Here is an 18,353-nt window from a genome sequence, read left to right as displayed (position 1 = left end):
CATTGAGGGCTGTAATCAGCGCACATTCTTCCCTTCATCCGGAAGACACAAAAACAATAACTGTCCTTCTGCAGCCTTTGGGCGCGGAAAAGGAGTGCGCGATGAAACCTTCGGTAAAAGCTCTGCTTGTCTCCACCTGCATGACCCTCAGCAGCGTCAGTTTCGGCGCACAGACCCTCACCATTGCCACCGTCAACAACAGCGACATGATCCGCATGCAAAAGCTCTCGAAAACCTTCGAGGCCGAGCACCCGGACATCAAGCTCAACTGGGTGGTGCTCGAAGAAAACGTCCTGCGCCAGCGCCTGACCACCGACATCGCCACCCAGGGCGGACAGTTCGACGTGCTGACCATTGGCATGTACGAAGCTGCACTCTGGGGTGCCAAGGGCTGGCTGGAGCCGATGAAAGACCTGCCGGCCTCCTACGACCTGGACGACGTTTTCCCTTCCGTGCGCGATGGCTTGTCGGTCAAAGGCTCGCTGTACGCCCTGCCGTTCTATGCCGAAAGCTCAATCACCTATTACCGCACGGACCTGTTCAAGGACGCCGGGCTGACCATGCCCGAACACCCGACCTGGACCCAGATCGGAGAGTTCGCCGAAAAACTCACCGATAAATCCAAGGAACAATATGGCCTGTGCCTGCGGGGCAAGGCTGGTTGGGGCGAGAACATGGCGCTCATCACCACCCTGGCCAACGGTTATGGCGCGCGCTGGTTCGATGAGAAGTGGCAGCCGCAATTCAATGGCCCCGAGTGGAAAGACGCACTCAATTTCTATGTCGACAACATGAAGAAATCCGGCCCGCCGGGTGCTTCCAGCAACGGTTTCAACGAAAACCTGGCGCTGTTCAACAGCGGCAAATGCGCGATCTGGGTGGATGCCAGCGTCGCCGGTTCGTTCGTCACCGACAAGACCCAGAGCAAGGTGGCCGATCACGTTGGATTCACCTTCGCCCCCCACGAAAAAACCGACAAGGGCACTTCGTGGATGTACTCCTGGTCCCTGGCCATCCCGACCAGCTCCAAAGCCAAGGACGCAGCTACGGTCTTTACCACCTGGGCGACGTCCAAGGAATACAGCCAATTGGTCGCCAAGACTGATGGCATCGCCAACGTACCGCCAGGCACCCGCACCTCGACCTACAGCGACGAGTACATGAAGGCCGCGCCGTTTGCCAAGGTGACCCTGGAGTCGTTGAAAGTCGCCGACCCGAAAGCGCCAACCCTCAAGCCTGTGCCCTACATCGGCATCCAGTTGGTGACCATTCCCGAGTTCCAGGCCATCGGCACCCAGGTGGGCAAGTTCTTTTCCGGCGCACTGACCGGCCAGCAGACCGTGGACCAGGCGTTGACCGCCGCGCAGTCCACCACCGAACGCGAGATGAAACGCGCTGGGTATCCCAAGTAGTCGGCTCATTGAGGCCCGCTCCCGATTCCCGAGGGAGCGAGCTTGCTCGCGATGAGGGCCTTGCAGCTCATATCGCGGGCGGCTGACACGACGCTATCGCGAGCAAGCTCGCTCCCACAGTGGATCTTCATAGGCCCGCAAAAATCGGTTCAATGCCATGAATAGCTCAACAACAACTGCCAAAGCCCCCATCGAGATTGCCCCGCCGGCACGCAAGATCCGCCTGGCGAACCCCGGTTGGTTCCTGGTCAGTCCTTCAGTGGCCTTGTTGCTGCTGTGGATGATCGTGCCGCTGGGCATGACCGTCTACTTCTCGATGATCCGCTACAACCTGCTCTACCCCGGCGAAAACGAATTCGTCGGGCTGGAGAACTTCACCTACTTCCTGACCGACTCGGGTTTCATGCCCGGGGCCACCAACACCCTGTTGCTGGTGGGCAGCGTGCTGCTGATCAGTATCGTGCTGGGGGTGTTGATCAGCGCGCTGCTGGAGGCCAGTGAGTTTTTTGGTCGCGGCATCGTCCGTGTGCTGCTGATCTCGCCGTTCTTCATCATGCCCACCGTCGGCGCGCTGATCTGGAAGAACCTGATCTTCCACCCGGTCTCGGGCATCCTCGCCTCGGTGTGGAAACTGTTCGGCGCCCAACCGGTGGACTGGCTCGCCCACTATCCGCTGCTGTCGATCATCATCATCGTGAGTTGGCAATGGCTGCCCTTCGCGATCCTGATCCTGATGACCGCCATGCAGTCGCTGGACCAGGAACAGAAAGAAGCCGCGCGCCTGGACGGTGCCGGCCCGATTGCGATCTTCTGGCACCTGACCCTGCCGCACCTGGCCCGCCCGATTGCCGTGGTGCTGATGATCGAGACGATCTTCCTGCTGTCGGTGTTCGCCGAGATCTTTACCACCACCAACGGTGGCCCCGGCTACGCCTCCACCAACCTTGCCTACCTGATCTACAACCAGGCGCTGGTGCAGTTCGACGTCGGCATGGCTTCGGCCGGTGGCCTGATTGCCGTGGTCATTGCCAACATCGCCGCCATCATCCTGGTCCGGATGATCGGCAAAAACCTCACCGACAAGAACTGAGGCCGTCGCCATGACTCTTCAACAATCCCGTCGCCTGCAAAGCCTGCTGCTGGGCACGCTGGCCTGGGCCATCGCGATCCTGATCTTCTTCCCGATCTTCTGGATGGTGCTGACCAGCTTCAAGACTGAAATCGACGCGTTCGCCACGCCACCGCAGTTCATCTTCACGCCCACGCTGGAGAACTACCTGCACATCAACGAGCGCAGCAACTACTTCAGCTTCGCCTGGAACTCGGTGGTGATTTCCTTCAGCGCCACCGCCCTGTGCCTGCTGATTGCGGTGCCGGCGGCCTACTCCATGGCGTTCTATGAAACCCAGCGCACCAAAGGCACGTTGCTGTGGATGCTCTCCACCAAGATGCTGCCGCCAGTGGGCGTGCTGATGCCGATCTACCTGCTGGCCAAGCAATTTGGCCTGCTGGACACGCGTCTCGCGTTGATCGTCATCTACACGTTGATCAACCTGCCCATCGTGGTCTGGATGATTTACACCTACTTCAAGGACATTCCCCGCGACATCCTCGAGGCCGCACGCCTGGATGGCGCCACGCTGTGGCAGGAGATGGTCCGCGTGCTGCTGCCGATTGCCAAGGGCGGCCTGGCCTCCACTGTGCTGCTGTCACTGATCCTGTGCTGGAACGAGGCTTTCTGGTCGCTGAACCTCACCTCCTCCAAGGCCGCGCCACTGACGGCGTTGATCGCCTCCTATTCCAGCCCGGAAGGTTTGTTCTGGGCCAAATTGTCGGCCGTCTCGACCCTGGCCTGCGCGCCGATCCTGATCTTCGGCTGGATCAGCCAGAAACAGCTGGTGCGCGGTTTGTCCTTCGGCGCGGTGAAATAACGCGCCCTACCCAATAATCAGAAGTGGAGGCCCATCATCATGGCCAACCTGAAAATCAAGAATCTGCAAAAGGGTTTCGAAGGCTTCTCCATCATCAAGGGCATCGACCTTGAGGTGAACGACCGCGAGTTCGTGGTCTTCGTCGGCCCGTCGGGCTGTGGCAAGTCCACGCTGCTGCGGCTGATCGCCGGCCTTGAAGAAGTCAGTGACGGCACCATCGAACTGGATGGCCGGGACATTACCGAAGTCAGCCCGGCCAAGCGTGACCTGGCGATGGTGTTTCAGACCTACGCCTTGTACCCGCACATGAGCGTGCGCAAGAACATGTCCTTCGCCCTGGACCTGGCCGGCGTGCCCAAGGCCGAGGTCGAGAAGAAGGTCAACGAAGCGGCGCGCATCCTTGAGCTGGGGCCGATGCTCGAGCGCAAGCCCAAGCAACTGTCTGGCGGCCAGCGCCAGCGTGTAGCGATTGGCCGGGCCATCGTGCGCAACCCGAAAATCTTCCTGTTCGACGAACCCCTGTCCAACCTCGACGCGGCCCTGCGGGTGCAGATGCGCCTGGAACTGGCACGCCTGCACAAAGAGTTGCAGGCGACCATGATCTACGTGACTCACGACCAGGTCGAAGCCATGACCCTGGCCGACAAGGTGGTGGTGCTCAATGGCGGGCGCATCGAACAGGTCGGTTCACCGCTGGAGCTGTATCACCAGCCAGCCAACCTGTTTGTCGCCGGGTTCCTCGGCACGCCGAAAATGGGCTTTCTCAAAGGCAAGGTCACCGGCCTGGACAGTCAGGGCTGTGAAGTGCTGCTGGACGCCGGCACCCGTATCAGCCTGCCCTTGAGCGATGCCAGCCTGAGCGTCGGCGGCGCGGTGACCCTGGGGATTCGCCCCGAACACCTGAATCTGGCGCAACCGGGTGATTGCACCCTGCAAGTCACCGCCGACGTCAGCGAGCGGCTGGGCAGCGACACCTTCTGTCACGTCGTCACGGCCTCCGGCGAAGCCTTGACCATGCGCGTTCGCGGCGACCTGGCGAGCCGTTTCGGCGAGCAACTGAGCCTGCACCTGGACGCTGAACACTGCCACTTATTCGATGCCGAGGGCGTTGCGGTGACCCGCGCGCTGCGCGCCGCCGCCTGATTGCCGAGACCTGCGATGAAACTCAATCGACAAAACCTGCACAACCTCAACCCTGGCGTCGCCCTGCCCGCCTACCCTTTGGGCGACGTCCGCCAGGGCATCGCCCACATCGGCGTCGGCGGTTTCCACCGGGCGCACCAGGCCTATTACACCGACGCGCTGATGAATACCGGCGCCGATCTGGACTGGGCCATCTGCGGCGTGGGCCTGCGGGCCGAGGATCGCCGTGCCCGGGATGACCTGGCCGGCCAGGACTACCTGTTCACCCTGTACGAACTGGGCGACACCGATGACACCGAAGTTCGCGTGATCGGCGCGATCAATGACATGTTGCTGGCTGAAGATGGCGCCCAGGCGCTGATCGACAAACTCGCCGATCCGCAGATCCGCATCGTCTCGCTGACCATCACCGAGGGCGGCTATTGCATCGACGACAGCAACGGTGAGTTCATGGCCCACTTGCCGCAGATCCGGCACGACCTGGCCCATCCTGACGCGCCGAAAACCGTCTTCGGTTTCCTCTGCGCCGCCCTGGCCAAGCGCCGCGCGGCCGGCACCCCGGCGTTCACACTGATGTCCTGCGATAACCTGCCTCACAACGGCGCCGTGACTCGCAAGGCGCTGCTGGCCTTCGCCGCGCTGCGCGATGCGGAGCTGGGGCAATGGATCGACCGCAACGTCAGTTTCCCCAACGCCATGGTCGATCGCATCACGCCCATGACCAGCGTGGCCCATCGCCTGCAACTGCATGATGAACATGGCATCGACGACGCCTGGCCGGTGGTCTGCGAACCGTTCGTGCAATGGGTCCTGGAAGACAAGTTCGTCAACGGTCGCCCGGCCTGGGAAAAGGTCGGCGTGCAGTTCACCGATGACGTCACCCCCTATGAAGAGATGAAGATCAAGCTGCTCAACGGCAGCCACCTGGCGTTGACCTACCTGGGCTTTCTCAAGGGTTATCGCTTCGTCCACGAGACCATGAACGATCCGCTGTTCGTGCGTTACATACGCGCCTACATGGACCTGGACGTGACGCCGCAACTGGCGCCAGTGCCGGGCATCGACCTGACCGACTACAAGAACACCCTGGTGGAGCGTTTTTCCAACCAGGCCATTGCCGACCAGTTGGAACGGGTCTGTTCGGACGGCTCGTCGAAGTTTCCAAAATTCACGGTGCCGACCATTAACCGCTTGATCGCCGACGGTGGCGAAACCCGCCGCGCGGCGCTGGTGGTGGCCGCCTGGGCCGTGTACCTGAAGGGCGTTGACGAGAACGGCGTGACGTATTCAATCCCGGACCCACGGGCAGCGTTCTGCCAGGCACTGGTGGCTGACGATGCGCTGGTGACCCAGCGGGTGCTGGAGGTGGAAGAAATCTTTGGCACCGCCATTCCCCGCTCGCCGGAGTTCGTGGCAGCATTCGAATGGTGCTGCAACAGCTTGCGCGAACATGGGGTAACGCGAACGCTTGAGCGGATACTGACTGACGTGAACTGAGGTTTAATCGTTCCCACGCTCTGCGTGGGAACGCCTCGACGGACGCTCCGCGTCCGGCTTCTTGGGGACGCGGAGCGTCCCGTGCTGCATTCCCACGCAGAGCGTGGGAACGATCTGACCACTCAGGGGTTTTTCCATGGCAAACCAACAACTGTTCCTGGGCATCGACTGCGGCACCCAAGGCACCAAGGCGCTGATCCTGGACGCGACCAGTGGCCAGGTCCTGGGCCAGGGTGCCGCGGCGCACGCCATGATCAGCGACCCCAACGGTCGCCGCGAACAAGACACCCAGCAATGGCTCGATGCATTCACCCAGGCGACTCACCAAGCCTTGGCGGACGCTGGGGTCGATGGCCAGGCGATCCTCGGCATCGGCGTCTCCGGCCAGCAACACGGCCTGGTGTTGCTCGATGACCAAGGCCAGGTGCTGCGCCCGGCCAAGCTGTGGTGCGACACCGAGACAACGCCGGAAAACGATCGGCTCCTGGCGCACCTGGGTGGTGAAGACGGCAGCCTAGAACGCCTCGGCGTGGTGATCGCGCCGGGCTACACGGTTTCCAAGCTGCTCTGGACGCGAGAGCAGCATCCCCAGGTTTTCGAACACATCGCCAGCGTCCTGCTGCCTCACGACTTCCTCAACTACTGGCTCACCGGCCGCCATTGCAGCGAATACGGCGACGCCTCGGGAACCGGCTACTTCAACGTACGCACCCGTCAATGGGACGTGCAACTGTTACAACACATCGACCCCAGCGGTCGCTTGCAAGCAGCGCTGCCGGAACTGATCGAGGCCCATCAGCCGGTCGGACGCATCCTGCCGGCCATTGCTGCGCACTTGGGCATCAACCCCGAGGCGGTGGTGGCCAGTGGTGGTGGCGACAATATGATGGGCGCCATCGGCACCGGGAACATCCAGCCCGGCGTGATCACCATGAGCCTCGGTTCCTCCGGTACGGTCTACGCCTATGCCGCCGAACCTGCGGTCAGTCCACAGCCGTCCGTGGCGACGTTCTGCTCCTCCAGCGGTGGCTGGCTGCCGCTGATCTGCACCATGAACCTGACCAACGCCACCGGGGCGATTCGCGAATTGCTGGCGCTGGACATCGACACGTTCAACGCCCTGGTGGTCCAGGCTCCGATTGGCGCCGAGGGCGTGTGCATGCTGCCGTTCCTCAACGGCGAGCGTGTTCCCGCCCTGCCCCACGCCACCGGCAGCCTGCTGGGCCTGACCACCACCAACCTGACCCGGGCCAACCTGTGTCGCGCCGTGGTCGAAGGCACGACCTTCGGTTTGCGCTATGGCTTGGACCTGCTGCGGGCCAACGGACTCCAGGCCCAGAGCATTCGCCTGATCGGCGGTGGTTCGAAGAGCGCGGAGTGGCGGCAGATCGTCGCCGACATCATGGACACCACGGTCATTTGCACCGAACAGAGCGAAGCAGCTGCCTTGGGGGCGGCGATCCAGGCAGCATGGTGCCACTCCGGTTCACAGACAGGCTTGGCCGAACTGTGCGAGCGCTGCGTCAAGCTCGACCCGAGCAGCGAAACCCTGCCAATCGCCGCGCATGTCGCGGCGTCGCAACAGGCTTATGAACGTTATCGACAACACGTCGCAACCCTTTGAGAGCGGGAAACTATGTATTTGGTGTGTGGTGAAGCGCTGTTTGATTTTTTCAGTGAGACCGAGGCGGATGGCCCGGCCTCGCAAGTGAACTACAAGGCTATTGCCGGTGGTTCACCGTTCAACGTGGCCGTGGGGCTGCGTCGCCTGGGTGTTGAATCGGCGCTGTTTACCGGGTTGTCCACCGACTACCTGGGACGACGCTTGCAGCAGGTTTTGCTCAATGAAGGTGTCAGCGCCCAATATCTGGTGGACTTCGACGCACCAACCACCCTGGCGATGGTCGCCGTAGGCGCCAATGGTTCGCCCCACTACAGTTTTCGCGGCGAAGGCTGTGCGGACCGACAACTGAGCCTGGCGCATCTACCGGACCTGGGCCCCGAGGTACGCGGCTTGCATTTCGGCTCGTTCTCGCTGGTGGTCCAGCCCATCGCCGATACGCTCCTGGCCCTGATGCAACGCGAAAGCGGCCGCCGCCTGATCAGCCTCGACCCGAATGTGCGACTCAACCCGCAGCCGGATATCGAGCTGTGGCGCTCGCGGATTGCGACGCTGGTGCAATATGCCGACCTGGTCAAGGTCAGTGACGAAGACCTGAACCTGCTCTACCCCGGGAAAGAACCGGAGTCGATCATCGAAGGTTGGCTGGGGAACCGCTGCCAATTGGTCTTCCTGACCCGTGGCGGCCAGGGCGCTACGGTCTTCAGTCGCCAACACGGCTCATGGTCGCTGCCGTCCTGTCCGGTGACGATCGCCGACACCGTGGGTGCAGGCGATACCTTCCAGGCCGCACTGATTGCGTGGTTGACTGAACAACAATTGGATTCGATCGAGGGCTTGCACACCCTGACCCGGGAACAGATCAGCGCAATGCTTGAGTTCGCCATTCGCGCGGCCGCCCTGACTTGCGGCAAAACCGGGCCAGACCTGCCCTATAGGCAACAATTGAACTGAATGGCGCATCGCAGCTAAAAAAACTGGACGCCGGGTTCGGACATGACCGGACCCGAGCGTCAGGCTTACAAGGACAAGGCCGTTATCAGCGGCCAGTCATCCGCTGGTGTTGCTGATGAAAGTGATTGCCAGCGGCAGGGTTACGGTCAAGTTCCGTACGCAACTCGGCGATCAGGTCGTTGATGGCCCGGCAACCGGTGAGTTTCCTGGCATCAATGTCGGTTTTGATCAAGGCCACGTGATCGGTCTTGTGGTCATCGAAGATCTTGATCGTCATCGTCAGCTCAGGTGACAACGTGCATTGCGAGCGCTTGGGCAACAAGCTGCTTTCAATGATGTTTCGCATTTCGAGGGCAGATAGAAACATGGCGACTCTCTCCTGTTGAGGCGGCCAACTTATGTTCACGCCGGCGGTATTTTCGTCCGTTTTCTTCCCTGCGGACTGGGACTACGAATACCGTGCCGTTCGTTCGTTCTTTTTAGCGTTTTCAGTCAACGAGTTCGCCAGGCGAACTCTTGAATCATCCCGCAAGAAGCATGCCTGTATTGAAGACATTGCGGATTGATCTGAATCAAGCGCTTAGCTTCGTCCCGCGCCAGAGAGCTCGTGCAAAATGCAAGGAAACGCTACTTTTTCCATGCAAACTGCAATCGCTTTTATCCTGTTCGCAATCTAGATTAGCCCCTATTGCGAAGACGCAAGTGGGCATCCGTCGCCTGCTTCAAAAAAAGTGTGACGTAGCGTAAAAAACTCAAAATGCGCCCACCGCCGCACGCTCGGCCACGTGGCGCAAGCTGTCGAAATTGATATTGGCACCGGAATCGATCGCCACCAGCGTCTGGCCTCGCGCGCCCGTGTGCGCCACGTATTGCTTGATACCTGCCACCGCCAGTGCGCCCGACGGTTCAGTGATGGAACGGGTATCGTCATAGATGTCCTTGATCGCGGCGCACAGTTGATCGTTGCTCACGGTCATCACTTCATCGACATAGAAACGGCAGATATCGAAGCCATGGGCGCCAATCTGCGCCACCGCCACGCCATCGGCGAAGGTTCCCACCTCTGGCAAGGTCACCCGCTCATCGGCTGCCAGCGCCGCCTGGAGACAGGCAGAATGCTGCGACTCGACGCCGATGATGCGCACTTCCGGGCGCAGGTACTTGACGTAGGCCGCGATCCCGGCAATCAGCCCACCGCCGCCGACCGGGACGAAAATCGCATCCAGCTGGCCGGGGTGTTGGCGCAGGATTTCCATGGCGACGGTACCCTGCCCGGCGATCACGTCCGGGTCATCGAAAGGCGAGACGAACTCCCGCCCGGTCTGCTCGGCCAGGTCCAGCGCGTGCGCCAGGGCAAATGGAAAGCTTTTCCCGTGCAGAATCGCTTCGGCGCCTCGGTTGCGCACGCCCAGCACCTTCAATTGCACAGTGGTCACAGGCATGACGATGCTGGCCGAAATCCCCAATTCCCGTGCCGCCAGCGCGACACCCTGGGCATGATTGCCGGCGGACGCGGTGATGACGCCACGGGCACGCTGCTCCGGGGTCAGTTGCACGAGTTTGTTGTAGGCACCGCGGATCTTGAAGGAAAAAGTCGGTTGCAGGTCTTCGCGCTTGAGCAGGATCCGGTTACCCAAGGCCTCGGACAATGCGGGAGCCGCTTGCAGTGGCGTGCGCACGGCCAGCTCATAGACCGGCGCGGCGAGAATCTTCTTAACGTAGTGCTCAAGCAGGGCTTGCTCGGTGCGGGTAACGGTCATGGCGATCTCCTGGTTCGGGCAGAGCCCAGGAGACAGAAAGAAAAAACCCGCCTCCAGGGCGGGTTGGGTGCAGCCGTCAGCTAACCCGCCAAATAAGGAATGGCGGTAATAATGCTTGGCTGGCTGCGCAGTACGGTTGAAGTCATGGGTGGAAATTAGCGGTGCGTTGTTGGCAAGTCAATGGCAAATATTGATTAGCTGTGGCGACAGTCTCAAGTGAACAGCATTACCTGTGGGAGCGAGCTTGCTCGCGATAGCGGTGTGTCAGTCAGCATCAATGTCGGTTACCCAAAGCCATCGCGAGCAAGCTCGCTCCCACATTTTCTACAATTACTTGAGTCCGACTTTATACAACGCCCCGTCGTCCTCATCCGTCAGCACATACAGGTAACCGTCCGGGCCCTGGCGAACATCCCGGACTCGCGCCTTGAGCTCACCCAGCAAACGCTCCTCGTGGACGACCTTGTCGCCCTGCAATTGCAGGCGGATCAGTTCCCCGGGCACCAGCGCCCCGATGAACACGTTGCGCTGCCAGGCCTTGAAACGATCATGGTCGTAGAACGCCATGCCGCTGAGCCCCGGTGACACCTGCCAGACGTGGTGTGGGCCAACGGTGCCCTCGACAGTCTTGCCCTGGGCTTCGGGAATCGGGGCACCGGAGTAATTGATGCCATGAGTCGCCAGTGGCCAGCCGTAGTTCTTGCCACGCTCGATGATGTTCATCTCATCACCGCCCTTGGGCCCGTGTTCGTTCTCCCACAACGTGCCATTCCAAGGGTTGAGGGCCGCCCCCTGGGGATTGCGCATGCCGTAGGACCATATCTCGGGACGGACGTTTTTCTGGCCGACAAAGGGGTTGTCGTCGGGCACCTTGCCGTCGGGGTAGATACGCACCACCTTGCCTTGCAGCTTGTCCAGGTCCTGGGCAGTGGGCCGCTCGTTGTTTTCCCCCAAGGTAATGAACAGATAACCGTCCCGGTCGAAGACCAGGCGCGAGCCAAAGTGGTTGCCCGTGGACAACTTGGGCTGCTGACGAAAGATCACGTCGAAATTCTTCAGGCTCTTGAGGTCTTCGGACAGTTGCCCGCGCCCCACGGCGGTGCCGGCCTTGCCGTCTGCGCCCGCCTCGGCATAAGACAGGTAGACGGTGCGATCCTGCTTGAAGTCGGGCGACAGCACCACGTCCAGCAGACCGCCCTGGCCCTTGGCCCACACTTCTGGCACGCCACTCAAGGGTGCGGACAATTGGCCATCGGGGCTGACCACGCGCAGGTTGCCCGGTCGCTCCGTCACCAGCATGCCCTGCTGACCAGGCAAGAATGCGACAGACCAAGGGTGCTCCAGCCCCTTGACCACGGTGGTCACTTCCACGGTGCCCTCCTCGCTCTTGAATGATTGGGTCGGCGCGCCAGCCGCCGGCGTGGCAAGGGTCAGGGCAGCGCTGGCGCAACATGCGGCCAGGAGTGTTTTACGCAACATGCACAATTCCTTCTGTGGTTTGAAAAGAGAGCGACTGCCTCCAGTACCTAGCGGTTGCCATTTTGGCTGCTCCTGGGTGGCGTAGGAGACTCGATGGTGGGGCGCGGCGAACCCGAGGGCTGGCCGGACCGGGGATAACCATTGCCGATGCCGCCGTTTTCCAGGGTCGGTGGGCGCGGTACCGGCACCGTCGGGTTGTCATGAATCGTCGGCACATTGGACCGCGTGCCCTGCATGCTGTTGGGATTGGCCCGCCGCGTCGGGCTGTTATAGGGATTGTTGTTGCCCGGCAGATTCTGGGCCAGAACCACGGGGCCTCCGCCAGGCGTGGCGGCTTGGGCGGCGGCGGTCAGCAACAGCGTCATGATGGCAATTATCAGCCTGTTCATTCGGACACCTCTTGAGTTCAGGCATATCGAAAACACGCTACGCCGCAGGTTCGCCCTTGTTAAGCGAAATGTCCGGGCGAAGATGTAACGAAGAGTCTCCGAACCAATATGGGAGCGAGCTTGCTCGCGATAGCGGCGGGCCAGCTTGCGTCAATGGCGCCTGCACCGTCGCCATCGCGAGCAAGCTCGCTCCCACAATGGAAACTTTTCCCAAGGCGCGAAGGTCACCAGAAAGACATCCACCGGCAAGGACAACACCACCATGGCACGGGCAATCTGGAAAGGCGCAATCAGTTTCGGGCTGGTCCACATTCCTGTCGCGCTGGTGTCGGCCACCTCGTCCCAGGGTGTGGATTTTGACTGGCTGGACAAACGCAGCATGGACCCGGTGGGCTACAAACGGGTCAACAAGGCCACGGGCAAGGAAGTGACCAAGGACGACATCGTCAAGGGCGTCCAGTACCAGAAAGGCCAGTACGTGCTGCTCAGCGAGGAAGAAATTCGTTCCGCCCATCCCAAGTCCACCCAGACCATCGATATCTTTGCCTTTGTCGACAGCGAGAAGATCCCGTTGCAAAACATCGACACGCCCTACTTTCTCGCCCCCGACAAACGCGGTGGCAAAGTCTATGCCCTGCTGCGCGAAACCCTGATCAAGACCAACAAGGTCGCCCTGGCCCATGTCGTGCTGCACACCCGCCAGCACCTGGCGGCGCTCATGCCCCTTGAATCGGCGCTGGTACTGGTGATGCTGCGCTGGCCTGCGGAGGTACGCGACCTTGATGTCCTGGAGCTGGGCGACGAGGTGACGAACCCGACCCTGGCCAAGGGCGAGCTGGAAATGGCCAAGCGTCTCGTGGAAGACATGAGCGCCGACTGGGAGCCGCAAGAATACCGGGACAGTTTCGAAGACAAAATCATGGAACTGGTGGAGAAAAAGGCCAACGAAGGCCGCCTCGAAGCGGTGGAAACCGACCCGGGCGAAGAACGCAAGACCGCCGATGTCATCGACCTCACCGAGTTGCTCAAGCGCAGCCTGGGCAGCAAGGGCAAGGCCACCGACAAATCCGCCGGGAAGCCCCTTGCAAAACCTGCGAAAGCCGGCAAATCCGCTCCTGCCAAAAAAGCCACCAAGGCCTCCCGGGGGTAAACCCTGGCGTGCGCAATACAAGGGAATCTGTCATGGCCAACGCCGAGAGTGAATCTGCCCGTTTGTCCAACGCCAAACCTGACGCTACGACGACGGCCCGCAAGGCGCCTCAAAACCGCCTGCCCGAGCGCCTGGCGCCGCAATTGGCCACGCCCGTGGAAGAGCCGCCCACCGGCGAATGGCGCTATGAAGTCCAATTCCACGGTTATCGACTGCTGACCCGCATCGAACATGGCGAAGTCCGCTTGTTCAATCGCAATCACCAGGACTGGACCGAGCGGCTGAAGCTGCATGCCGACGCCCTGGCCGGGTTGAACCTGGGGGACAGTTGGCTCGACGGCGAACTGGTTCTGCTCGATGAGACCGGCCACTCCGATTTCGCGGCCCTGCGCCAGGCCTTCGACATCAGCCGCACCGTCGACATGGTGTATTTCCTGTTCGATGCGCCGTTCCTCAATGGTGCCGACCTGCGCCAGGCTCCGGTGGAAGAGCGTCGTGCAGCCCTGAAAAAAGCCCTCGGCAACAACGCCAGCAAGCGCCTGCGCTTTTCCGAGTGGTTTTCCGCCAGCCAGCACGACATGTTCGAAAGCGCTATCGCGCTCTCACTGGACAGCGTGGTCGGCAAGCGCCTGGGCAGCCCCTATATGTCCCAGCGAAGCGCCGATTGGGTAAAACTCAAGTGCCGGTTGCGCCAGGCTTTCGTCATCGTCGGGTTCACCCGCCCCCAAGGCAAGCGCAGCGGTTTCGGCGCGCTGTTGCTGGCTGTCAACGGGCCCTCGGGGCTGGTGTACGCCGGTCGGGTCGGGACAGGGTTCAGCCAGGCGCAAATAAAACAATTACACGCGCAACTGTGCGCGCAGCAGCGCGAGACTTCGCCACTGGCGTTGCCACTCGACGGTGTGCGGGGGCGCAGCGTGCAATGGGTCGAGCCCGGCCTGACCTGCGAGGTCGAGTTCACAGAATGGAGCCGCGACAACCAGGTGCGCCAGGCTATTTTCCTGGACTTGTCGAGCACTATGCCGGCCAACAAGGTAGTTCGCGAACAGCCCCTGCCGATAAAGCCCGCGACACCAGAACCCAAGCGTCGCAGCAAAGCCCGCGCGGCCAAAGTCGACGGCGTGACAATCACCCACGCCGATCGGGTCATCGACAGTGTCAGCGGTGTGCAAAAGGCTGAGCTGGCGCAGTATTACCTGGACATCGCCCCGTGGATCCTGCCGCACCTCAAGCAGCGGCCGGTCGCGCTGCTGCGGGCACCGGACGGTATCGGCGAAGAGCAGTTCTTTCAAAAACACGCCGATCGCCTGGAGATTCCCCATATCAAACAGCTGGATCCGCGACTGGACCCAGGCCATGCGGCGCTGATGGAAATCGATGACATCCACGCCCTGGTCAGCGCGGCGCAGATGGGCACGGTGGAACTGCACACCTGGACCGCGACCCACGACCGGATCGAGACCCCCGACCTGTTTGTCCTGGACCTGGACCCGGATCCTTCGCTGCCCTGGAGCGCCATGATCGAGGCGACCCACATGACCTTGACGGTGCTCGACGAGTTGGGTTTACAGGCTTTTCTCAAGACCAGCGGTGGCAAAGGCATGCACGTGATCGTGCCCTTGGCGAGAAGTGAAGGCTGGGACACCACCAAGGCGTTCGCCAAGGCCATCTCACAGTTCCTGACCCGGCAAATGCCAGAGCGCATCACGGCCACCATGGGACCGAAGAACCGCGTCAGGAAAATATTCGTCGACTACCTGCGCAACGCCCGCGGCGCGAGCACGGTGGCCGCCTACTCGGTGCGCGCCAGGCCCGGCCTGCCGGTGTCGGTGCCGATTGCCCGGGCCGAACTGCAGACCCTGCGCAACGCCCAGCAATGGGACATCTATACCGCCCTGGAACGAGCCAAGGGCTTGGGCGCCGATCCTTGGGAAGGCTACAACCACCGCCAGCGGATCACGGCCAGGATGTGGGAGCAACTGGATGCGCAAAAACCCACCGACTGAATGTAGGAGCTGTCGAGTGCAACGAGGCTGCGATCTTTCCACAACCCATTGAGTCCAGAGCGAACGATCAAGATCAAAAGATCGCAGGCTTCGCCAGCGCCTACATCCAGATAAAGATCACCAGCAAGCCACCAAAGAACGCCCACTTCTGCAGGTAATAAAGCGTGCGGTTGCGTTTTTTCAGGGCCTTGCCCTGCAACCGTATCTTGTAGAGCCTGGAGAACGCCCGGTTCAAGGCACCCGTCCTGTCGCCCGCGTCGTTGGGCGCACCGGCCGCCGCCATCACGGTGCGGCTGAACCAGCGGTTGAACGCGGCTGCCCAGCGAAACTTCATGGGCCGCTCCACGTCGCAGAACAAAATGATGCGGTTCTGGGCGGTGGTGTTCTCGGCGTAATGAATGAACGTTTCGTCGAAGATCACCGCCTCGCCATCGCGCCAATGATAAGGCTCACCATCGACATTGATGTAGCAACCAGCATCGTTGGGCGTTTCCAGGCCCAGGTGATACCGATAGGACCCGGCGTAGGGGTCGCGATGCCGGACCAGTTTCGAGCCCGGCGGCAACTCGGCGAACATCGCTGCCTTGATCGAGCCGATGCTCTGCACCAGTTCGGTGGTGCGGGGGCACAGCTTCATGGCCGAAGGATGGCTGTCGCCGTACCACTTCAGGTAGAAACGCTTCCAACCGGTCTTGAAGAACGAGTTGAAACCCACATCGTCGTATTGCTCGGAACGTTTGATCTCCCCCGCGTGCAGCAGGCCCAGGCCTTCGGCCCGGATCTCTTGCCAGTGGGCCTGCAACGGGCTCAGGTCCGGGAACTGCGCCGGGCTCAGGAACGGCCTGTTGGGCAGTTTCGAGCACAGGTAAAGCAGGCAATTGATCGGCGCGAGAAACGACGAATGATCGCTCAGCTGGCGTCCGAACTTATGCCGCACGCGACCGCGCAGATGAACGTAGCCAATGGAGAAGATGTAGAGCGCGACTATGATGAGCTTCACGAAAAACCGTCACAATGCTGGAGTGAACAGGTTGTTTCCCCCGAGCCAGCCAAGCGGCAAGGGAGATGGCATAGGGTGAGATGGCATTCTAGCCACAGTTTGTAACCGAAAGTTATCCTTCAATTGTGAAAAACTGTCTTGCCCGGGCAATACCCTATCGTTTATGCGGCCAGACCAGTACAATCGCCGCCAACTATTACGCGCCCCCTTTGGTCGATACCGCAAACGCGGCTTCGGCGCACGTCTACCGGGCCAGGCGCTCCGTATTGCTGCTGTCCTCTTATGCCGGATGGACCCTTGCGCTTGCGACCGCGACGCCTTTGCGCGGTCGGGACGTGCGCAAACAGGTACTGAACAGGTACTGCCGCACCCTTAGCTACTCTGAATGTTCCGCAGGATAAACCTTTGATCTCTACAGCTAACATCACGATGCAGTTCGGCGCCAAGCCACTGTTCGAAAACGTCTCTGTCAAATTCGGCGCGGGTAACCGCTACGGTCTGATTGGCGCCAACGGTTGCGGCAAGTCGACCTTCATGAAAATCCTCGGTGGTGACCTCGAGCCGTCCGGCGGCCAGGTCATGCTCGAACCGAACGTGCGCCTGGGTAAACTGCGCCAGGACCAGTTCGCCTACGAAGAATTCACCGTGATCGATACCGTGATCATGGGTCACGAAGAGCTGTGGAAGGTCAAGGCCGAGCGCGATCGCATCTATTCGCTGCCGGAAATGACCGAAGAAGACGGCATGGCCGTGGCCGAGCTGGAAACCGAATTTGCCGAGATGGACGGCTACACAGCCGAATCCCGTGCCGGTGAACTGCTGTTGGGCCTGGGGATTGGCATCGAGCAGCATTTCGGCCCGATGAGCGAAGTGTCGCCAGGCTGGAAGCTGCGTGTATTGCTGGCCCAGGCGCTGTTCTCCGACCCGGAAGTGCTGCTGCTCGACGAACCGACCAACCACCTGGATATCAACACCATCCGCTGGCTGGAAAACGTGCTGACCCAGCGTTCGAGCCTGATGATCATCATCTCCCACGACCGTCACTTCCTGAACAGTGTCTGCACCCACATGGCGGACCTGGACTACGGCGAGCTGCGCCTGTTCCCGGGCAACTACGACGAGTACATGACCGTGGCGACCCAGTCCCGCGAGCAACTGCTGTCGGACAACGCCAAGAAGAAAGCACAGATTTCCGAGCTGCAGTCGTTCGTCAGCCGCTTCTCGGCCAACGCCTCGAAAGCCAAGCAGGCCACCTCTCGCGCCAAGCAGATCGACAAGATCCAGCTGGCCGAGGTCAAGCCTTCGAGCCGTGTCAGCCCGTTCATTCGCTTCGAACAGACCAAGAAACTGCACCGCCAGGCGGTCATTGTCGAACGCATGGCCAAGGGTTTTGATGGCAAGCCGCTGTTCAAGGACTTCAGTTTCACCGTCGAAGCCGGTGAACGCGTGGCGATCATTGGCCCGAACGGTATCGGCAAGACCACCTTGCTACGCACCCTGGTCAATGAACTGGAACCCGATGCCGGTACCGTGAAATGGACCGACGCCGCAGAGCTGGGCTACTACGCCCAGGACCATGCCCACGACTTCGAGGACGACGTCAACCTGTTCGACTGGATGGGCCAGTGGACCCAGGGCGGCGAACAACTGGTTCGTGGCACCTTGGGCCGCATGCTCTTCTCCAACGACGAGATCCTCAAGTCGGTCAAGGTCATTTCCGGTGGTGAGCAAGGCCGCATGCTGTTTGGCAAGCTGATCCTGCAAAAGCCCAACGTGCTGGTCATGGACGAACCGACCAACCACTTGGACATGGAATCGATCGAAGCGCTGAACCTGGCGCTGGAAAACTACCCGGGCACGCTGATCTTCGTCAGTCACGACCGTGAGTTCGTCTCCTCCCTGGCCACCCGCATCATCGAGCTGAGCGCCGATGGCGTGGTCGACTTCAGCGGCACCTATGACGACTACCTGCGTAGCCAGGGCGTGGTGTTCTAAGGACAGCCCTTGGCTGTTC

At 61.0% G+C, this 18,353-nt stretch carries 16 protein-coding genes; 11 read left to right on the top strand and 5 right to left on the bottom strand.

Features of this window, described 5'->3' with window-relative positions; all coding sequences use genetic code 11:
- Window positions 1–101: 101 nt before the first annotated feature.
- From AB4O22_RS10035 to AB4O22_RS10005, 7 genes are all read left to right on the top strand, one after another.
- Entirely contained in the window at window positions 102–1,412 is a 1,311-nt protein-coding gene (locus AB4O22_RS10035; RefSeq protein WP_003202320.1) for an ABC transporter substrate-binding protein, read from the top strand.
- Between the two features lie 157 nt (window positions 1,413–1,569).
- Complete coding sequence (locus tag AB4O22_RS10030; protein WP_003202322.1) at window positions 1,570–2,502, top strand: carbohydrate ABC transporter permease; 933 nt, start codon at window positions 1,570–1,572, stop codon at window positions 2,500–2,502.
- 10 nt (window positions 2,503–2,512) lie between these two features.
- The gene (locus AB4O22_RS10025; RefSeq protein ID WP_003202324.1) at window positions 2,513–3,343 is read left to right on the top strand and encodes a carbohydrate ABC transporter permease; all 831 of its coding nucleotides are present in this window, start codon (window positions 2,513–2,515) and stop codon (window positions 3,341–3,343) included.
- 39 nt (window positions 3,344–3,382) lie between these two features.
- On the top strand, window positions 3,383–4,486 hold the full coding sequence (locus AB4O22_RS10020; RefSeq protein ID WP_013693477.1) for an ABC transporter ATP-binding protein: 1,104 nt from the start codon (window positions 3,383–3,385) through the stop codon (window positions 4,484–4,486).
- Window positions 4,487–4,501: 15 nt separating this feature from the next.
- Window positions 4,502–5,983 (top strand): mannitol dehydrogenase family protein, encoded by a 1,482-nt coding sequence (locus AB4O22_RS10015; protein WP_414880864.1) that lies wholly within the window; start codon window positions 4,502–4,504, stop codon window positions 5,981–5,983.
- 136 nt (window positions 5,984–6,119) lie between these two features.
- A complete protein-coding gene (gene xylB / locus AB4O22_RS10010) occupies window positions 6,120–7,607 on the top strand; it encodes a xylulokinase (protein WP_460096192.1) in 1,488 nt (495 codons plus the stop codon).
- A 12-nt stretch (window positions 7,608–7,619) separates the two neighbouring features.
- Window positions 7,620–8,558, top strand: coding sequence for a carbohydrate kinase family protein (locus AB4O22_RS10005; RefSeq protein WP_223473233.1), 939 nt, complete (start codon window positions 7,620–7,622; stop codon window positions 8,556–8,558).
- An 85-nt stretch (window positions 8,559–8,643) separates the two neighbouring features.
- Here AB4O22_RS10005 and AB4O22_RS10000 read toward each other — a convergent pair whose 3' ends face one another.
- Entirely contained in the window at window positions 8,644–8,925 is a 282-nt protein-coding gene (locus AB4O22_RS10000) for a DUF1652 domain-containing protein (protein ID WP_223473232.1), read from the bottom strand.
- 31 nt (window positions 8,926–8,956) lie between these two features.
- Between AB4O22_RS10000 and AB4O22_RS09995 the strand changes: the two genes are divergently transcribed.
- Window positions 8,957–9,124 (top strand): hypothetical protein, encoded by a 168-nt coding sequence (locus AB4O22_RS09995; RefSeq protein WP_460096191.1) that lies wholly within the window; start codon window positions 8,957–8,959, stop codon window positions 9,122–9,124.
- A 186-nt stretch (window positions 9,125–9,310) separates the two neighbouring features.
- Here the strand turns inward: AB4O22_RS09995 and ilvA are convergent, their stop codons facing one another.
- From ilvA to AB4O22_RS09980, 3 genes are all read right to left on the bottom strand, one after another.
- Window positions 9,311–10,318 (bottom strand): threonine ammonia-lyase, biosynthetic, encoded by a 1,008-nt coding sequence (gene ilvA, locus AB4O22_RS09990; RefSeq protein WP_460096190.1) that lies wholly within the window; start codon window positions 10,316–10,318, stop codon window positions 9,311–9,313.
- A 330-nt stretch (window positions 10,319–10,648) separates the two neighbouring features.
- Complete coding sequence (locus tag AB4O22_RS09985) at window positions 10,649–11,797, bottom strand: PQQ-dependent sugar dehydrogenase (protein ID WP_003202339.1); 1,149 nt, start codon at window positions 11,795–11,797, stop codon at window positions 10,649–10,651.
- A 47-nt stretch (window positions 11,798–11,844) separates the two neighbouring features.
- Window positions 11,845–12,186 carry a hypothetical protein gene (locus AB4O22_RS09980; RefSeq protein ID WP_013693481.1) on the bottom strand — a complete coding sequence of 114 codons (342 nt, stop codon included), beginning with the start codon at window positions 12,184–12,186 and terminating at the stop codon, window positions 11,845–11,847.
- A gap of 262 nt (window positions 12,187–12,448) precedes the next feature.
- On the opposite strand from AB4O22_RS09980, the gene ku reads away from it, so the two are divergent.
- Window positions 12,449–13,336 (top strand): non-homologous end joining protein Ku, encoded by an 888-nt coding sequence (gene ku, locus AB4O22_RS09975; RefSeq protein WP_223473303.1) that lies wholly within the window; start codon window positions 12,449–12,451, stop codon window positions 13,334–13,336.
- Window positions 13,337–13,368: 32 nt separating this feature from the next.
- The gene (gene ligD / locus AB4O22_RS09970; RefSeq protein WP_460096188.1) at window positions 13,369–15,339 is read left to right on the top strand and encodes a DNA ligase D; all 1,971 of its coding nucleotides are present in this window, start codon (window positions 13,369–13,371) and stop codon (window positions 15,337–15,339) included.
- Window positions 15,340–15,439: 100 nt separating this feature from the next.
- Here ligD and lpxO read toward each other — a convergent pair whose 3' ends face one another.
- Complete coding sequence (gene lpxO, locus AB4O22_RS09965; RefSeq protein ID WP_027911600.1) at window positions 15,440–16,339, bottom strand: lipid A hydroxylase LpxO; 900 nt, start codon at window positions 16,337–16,339, stop codon at window positions 15,440–15,442.
- A 405-nt stretch (window positions 16,340–16,744) separates the two neighbouring features.
- Here lpxO and AB4O22_RS09960 point away from each other — a divergent pair, with 405 nt between their 5' ends.
- Window positions 16,745–18,334 (top strand): ABC-F family ATPase, encoded by a 1,590-nt coding sequence (locus AB4O22_RS09960; protein WP_003181279.1) that lies wholly within the window; start codon window positions 16,745–16,747, stop codon window positions 18,332–18,334.
- Window positions 18,335–18,353: the final 19 nt, after the last annotated feature.

The sequence above is a fragment of the Pseudomonas sp. S3_B11 genome (assembly GCF_054667715.1).
The sequence above is the reverse complement of the archived record's forward strand: the minus strand, read 5'-3'. Positions and strand labels throughout refer to the sequence as shown.